General features: G+C 73.8%; 7 protein-coding genes. 2 read left to right on the forward strand and 5 right to left on the reverse strand.

The features are described 5' to 3' along the window. Positions 1–50 precede the first annotated feature (50 nt). Positions 51–602, forward strand: a complete 552-nt coding sequence (locus AC51EU_RS27200) for a GNAT family N-acetyltransferase (protein WP_496269737.1) — start codon at positions 51–53, stop codon at positions 600–602. Here the strand turns inward: AC51EU_RS27200 and AC51EU_RS27205 are convergent. Together AC51EU_RS27205 and AC51EU_RS27210 are read right to left on the reverse strand one after the other, a co-directional pair. After that, entirely contained in the window at positions 568–1,320 is a 753-nt protein-coding gene (locus AC51EU_RS27205; RefSeq protein WP_496269738.1) for a TSUP family transporter, read from the reverse strand. The genes AC51EU_RS27200 and AC51EU_RS27205 overlap by 35 nt on opposite strands. After that, a complete protein-coding gene (locus AC51EU_RS27210) occupies positions 1,317–2,324 on the reverse strand; it encodes a Gfo/Idh/MocA family protein (protein WP_496269739.1) in 1,008 nt (335 codons plus the stop codon). Before AC51EU_RS27210 ends, AC51EU_RS27205 begins: the two co-directional genes overlap by 4 nt. A gap of 196 nt (positions 2,325–2,520) precedes the next feature. On the opposite strand from AC51EU_RS27210, the gene AC51EU_RS27215 reads away from it, so the two are divergent. Then, the gene (locus AC51EU_RS27215) at positions 2,521–3,573 is read left to right on the forward strand and encodes a LacI family DNA-binding transcriptional regulator (RefSeq protein WP_496269740.1); all 1,053 of its coding nucleotides are present in this window, start codon (positions 2,521–2,523) and stop codon (positions 3,571–3,573) included. A 27-nt stretch (positions 3,574–3,600) separates the two neighbouring features. On the opposite strand, the gene AC51EU_RS27220 is transcribed toward AC51EU_RS27215, so the two are convergent. The 3 genes from AC51EU_RS27220 to AC51EU_RS27230 all read right to left on the reverse strand — a co-directional run. Beyond that, complete coding sequence (locus AC51EU_RS27220; protein WP_496269741.1) at positions 3,601–3,843, reverse strand: hypothetical protein; 243 nt, start codon at positions 3,841–3,843, stop codon at positions 3,601–3,603. A gap of 125 nt (positions 3,844–3,968) precedes the next feature. Beyond that, positions 3,969–4,163: a MerR family transcriptional regulator gene (locus AC51EU_RS27225; RefSeq protein ID WP_496269742.1), complete on the reverse strand. Its 195-nt coding sequence runs from the start codon at positions 4,161–4,163 to the stop codon at positions 3,969–3,971. A 232-nt stretch (positions 4,164–4,395) separates the two neighbouring features. Beyond that, positions 4,396–4,653 (reverse strand): peptidoglycan-binding domain-containing protein (locus AC51EU_RS27230; RefSeq protein WP_496269743.1); only part of this gene is annotated, 258 nt, incomplete at its 5' end.

Raw genomic sequence — 4,653 nt, forward strand, 5'->3', positions numbered from 1 at the left:
ACACCAGGGACCCTCGGGCGGATGTCAGTGCCCGCCCCTACCGTGCCGCCATGACGTCCTCGAACCCGGCACCCGCCCCGTACCTCGCCCCCTGGGTGGCGGAGGGCCTCGCCCTGCTGCGCGCCGCCAACACCCCCGCGATGACCGCCCACCTCGGCGGCCCGGAGACGGAACGGCGACTCGCCGCCCGCCACCGCCGCTACCGGGAACTCGACGGCCCGGGACGGATGTTCATGATCCGGCTCGGCCCCGACGGCCCCGCGGTCGGATCGATCGGCTTCTGGGAACGCCCGCTCCCCGGCGGCCCGGTGTACGAGACGGGCTGGGTCGTGCTCCCCGCCTACCAGGGGCGCGGCATCGCGGTGGCGGCGGCCCGCGAGACGGTCGCACGAGCCCGGGCGGAGGGCCGCCACCGCTTCCTCCACGCCTTTCCCGCCGTGGGCCACACCGCGTCCCACGCCGTCTGCCGCCGGGCCGGCTTCACGCTCGCCGGGGAGTGCGACATCGAGTACCCCGAGGGGCGGATCATGCGCTGCCGCGACTGGCGGCTGGATCTCGCCGCGCCGCTCAGCGCAGCAGCGCCAGCGCCGCCGGAACGGTGAAGACCAGCACCAGCCGCTCGAAGAGGGCCCGGTCGATCCGGTCGACCAGCGCCCGGCCCAGCAGCGCGCCGGCGACCACCGCCACCGCCAGCACCGCGTCCCACACCAGTACCCGCGGCGTGATCAGCCCCATCGCCACACTGAACGGCAGCTTCACGAGGTTGACGACGAGGAAGAACCACGCGCCCGTCCCCAGGAACCCCAGCACCGAGAACCCCGAGGCGAGCAGATAGAGCGACATCGCGGGCCCGCCCGCGTTGGCCACCATGGTGCCGAAACCGGCGAGCAGCCCGAAGACCGGGGCACGCAGGGGGGAGGGGCCGGTGCTGTCCCCCGACGCGGCACCCCGCCCCTCCCGCCACCGCCGCACCACCTGGTGCGCCGCCATCACCAGCAGCAGCACCCCGATGGTCCGCGGCATCACCGTGTCATCGGTCCACGCCATGAACACGGCGCCCAGCGCGACGCCCGCCGCCACCGACGGCAGCAGCCGCACCAGGGCGCGGAGGTCCGCGTGCCGCCCGTAGGCGCGCACCGCCAGGACGTCACCGACCAGCAGCAGCGGCAGCAGCAGACCGGTGGACTCCTTGGCCGGCAGCGCGACCGCGCACAGCGCCACGCTCACCGTGCCGACGCCGCTGACGGCGGTCTTGGAGACCCCCACCAGCAGCGCGGCCAGCGGCAGGATCAGCAGCGGGAGGACGCCGGGATCGCTCACGCGCCGCGGATGTCCGCGACCGCGACCGGCTCGCCCGTACGGCGCGAACGGTCGCACGCCTCCGCCACGTACAGCGCCTCCAGCGCCTCGGCGGGGGAGCAGGGGCTCGGCATCCGCCCGGCGGCGACCTCCGTGAAGGCGGTCAGCTCCGTCACATACGCCTTACGGAAGCGCTCCATGAACGTGGCGTACGGCGCCTCGGCGCGGCGCCAGGACAGCGCCGCCTCCGCGGACGGCAGCGGGGCGCGGTCGTCGAGGCCGACGACCCGGGCGTCCCGGGAGCCGCAGACCTCCAGGCGGACATCGTGGCCCGCGCCGTTGTAGCGGGTCGCGGTGACCGTGGCCAGGGTGTCGTCGTCGAACCGCAGCAGGGCCGCGCAGGTGTCGACGTCGTCGCCCTCGGCGAAGAAGTCCGCGCCCCGGTTGGAGCCCTGGGCGTAGACCGAGACCACCTCGCGGCCGGTGAGCCAGCGCATGATGTCGAAGTCGTGGATGGAGCAGTCGCGGAACAGTCCGCCCGAGGTGGGGATGAAGGCGGCCGGGGGCGGCGACTGGTCGCTGGTGCAGGCGCGCAGGGTGTGCAGCCAGCCCAGCTCGCCCGAGCGCAGCGCCTCGCGGGCGGCGCGGTAACCGGCGTCGAAGCGCCGCTGGAAGCCGATCTGGACCGGGACCGTGCCGTTCTCGGTCCGCTCGACCACGGCGCGGGTGCCGGGCACGTCCAGCGCCACCGGCTTCTCGCAGAACACCGGCACCCCGGCGTCCAGCGCCTGGTGGATCAGGGTGGCGTGCGCGCTGGTCGCGGCCGTGATCACCACTCCGTCGAGGCCCTCGGCGTACAGCTCCCCGATGCCGTCGGCGGCCCGGACGCCGAGGGTGGCGGCGAGCGCGGTGGCGCGGGAGGGGTCCGCGTCCGCGACCACGATGTCCGTGACGGCGGGGACGCTGCGCAGGGTCTCGGCGTGGAACGCGCCGATGCGTCCCGTGCCGATCAGGCCGATCTTCATGCCTGTGGTCCTCTCAGGGAGTGGTGGGGCAAGCCGCACGGGTAGCCGTTGGAACGGTCCAACGTCGGCCCGTCCCGGGCACCCTGCATGTCCGTATGTCTGTATGTCAACCCTTCGGTCGCCCGAAGTGCGGGAGAGACATCCGATACGTCCGCCGCTTTGACGGCTCCGTGCCCCGCTGGAAGGATCTCCCTCCATGGAACGGTCCAACGAGCAGCCCGCGGCACGGCCGGACGCGGGCCGCCCGCCGACGATCCGCGGCGTCGCCGAACGCGCCGGCGTCTCCAAGTCGCTGGTCTCCCTGGTGCTCCAGGGCTCGCCGCGGGTCAGCGACGCCAAACGGCAGGCCGTCCTGGAGGCCATCGAGGAACTGGGCTACCGGCCCAACGCGGCCGCCCGCAGCCTCGTCGCCCGCCGTACGCACACCGTCGGCGTGCTCCTCAACGACATGCGCAACCCCTGGTTCGTCGAACTGCTCGACGGCCTCAACTCCGTGCTGCACGCCCACGGCCTGCGGATGCTGCTGGCCGACGGACGGCTCAGCCGCCGCACCGGCGAGGACTTCACCCGCGCCTTCGTGGAACTACGGGTGGACGGCCTGGTCGCCGTCGGCTCCCTGCCCGACACCGCCGCCCTCGCGGCCGCCGCCGAACGGCTGCCGACCGTCGTCGCCGGCACCCACGAACCATGCCTCCCGCACGTCGACACCATCGCCAACGACGACGAACGCGGCGCCCGGCTCGCCACCGAGCACCTTCTCGGCCTCGGCCACCGCAGGATCGCCCACCTCACCGGCCTCGGCAGCGCCGGGGCGCTGCGCCGCCGCGGCTTCGAGGCCGCGATGGAGGCGCACGGGCCGGGCGCCACCGCGTCCACCGAACCGGGCGACGCCACGGAGGAGGGCGGCTACCGGGCGGCGGTGCGCCTGCTCGGCGGCCGGACCGCCGCCGAACGCCCCACGGCCGTCTTCGCGTTCAACGACATCACCGCCGTGGGCGTCCTCTCGGCGGCGCAGGAGCTGGGCCTCGACGTCCCCGGCGACCTCTCCGTCATCGGCTGCGACAACACCTCGCTCTCCCGCATCCGCCACGTATGGCTGAGCACCGTCAACAACGCCAGCCATGACGTGGGACGCCGCGCCGCCCAGTGCCTGCTCGCCCGCATGGACCACCCCGACCGCACCGCCGAACGGCAACTGGTCGTCCCGTCCCTGGAGATCCGCGGCACCACGGCCCCGCCGCGCGCCTGAACCGGCGAGGGGGCGCGTACGCCCCCGTCACAGCAGCCAGGAGTGCTCCAGCACCCGCGACGCGTCGCGGTGGCTGCGGACGCGGGCGAAGAACGCCTCGGGGGAGGTGTCGAAGAGCGCGGAGAGTTCCGCGTAGACGCGGTAGGCGTCGTCGGGGATCTCGTAGGGGCACTGGGCGGAGGCGCACCGCCACCAGTCGCTCGCCGAGCCGGCCATCGCGCTGCCGCACTGCGGGCACGGCGGCGACGGCGTGGCGCCGGTGCGTGGCACGGCGCCCTCCCGGCCCGGGGGGCGGTCGTGTACCGGGTGTCCGCGCCGCGGGTCGCCGGTGTCAGGTTCCTGTCGCACCGTTGTTGATCCTCCATCGGGCGAGGCGGTTGTTTCAACCCGTCGTCTCACCGTCCGCCGCGGTGGCCGGGCCGGCGGGAGACCCAGGACCGCACGGTGTCGGCGAACCAGTAGGGGCGTCCGCCCTCGACCAGGTCGGGGTCGGGCAGCAACCCGTGTTTGCGGTACGAGCGGACGGTGTCCGGCCGCACCTGGATGTGTGCGGCGATCTCCTTGTAGGACCAGAGCCTCGGGTCGGTCATCTCTGCGCACTCCTCGGGAAGCCGTACGGGGGACGGCACGGTCATCGCTGACCCCGTGTCCGGCCAACGACGCCGGGTGGCCCCGGGAGGACGGCTGTTGAGCGGCTGTGACGGACATGCCGGGAAAGAGTGACATCGGTGACGGCGGTGGAACGCCCGCCATGGAGAGGGGGAGCGGCGGACGGTCCGCCGCTCCCCCAACGGCCGGGGTGGTTGCCGCTCCCCGGAACGGTCAGGCGTGGTACAGGGCGTGCCAGGTCTTCTTGTCGACCTTGCCGTTGGCGGTGAGGTGGTGGGCCTTCTGGAACTTCTTCACGGCCGCGAGGGTCTTGTCGCCGAAGTAGCCGGTGAGGTCGTTCCAGGACAGGTAGCGGCGGTTGGCGAGCAGGCACTGGACCTGCTTGACGCGGTCGTTGCGCTGCCCGTGGACGGTCAGCGCGCTGCCGTCGTAGAAGGCGCAGGCGGCCTTGACGGTGGGGTGTGCGGTGCC

The sequence above is a fragment of the Candidatus Streptomyces philanthi genome (genome assembly GCF_059553635.1).

Bases quoted from the DNA above. Each gene is read 5' to 3' on its own strand.
- AC51EU_RS27225 (WP_496269742.1), bottom strand. From the start codon at position 4,163: ATGACCGACCCGAGGCTCTGGTCCTACAAGGAGATCGCCGCACACATC.
- AC51EU_RS27200 (WP_496269737.1), top strand. From the start codon at position 51: ATGACGTCCTCGAACCCGGCACCCGCCCCGTACCTCGCCCCCTGGGTG.
- AC51EU_RS27215 (WP_496269740.1), top strand. From the start codon at position 2,521: ATGGAACGGTCCAACGAGCAGCCCGCGGCACGGCCGGACGCGGGCCGC.
- AC51EU_RS27210 (WP_496269739.1), bottom strand. From the start codon at position 2,324: ATGAAGATCGGCCTGATCGGCACGGGACGCATCGGCGCGTTCCACGCC.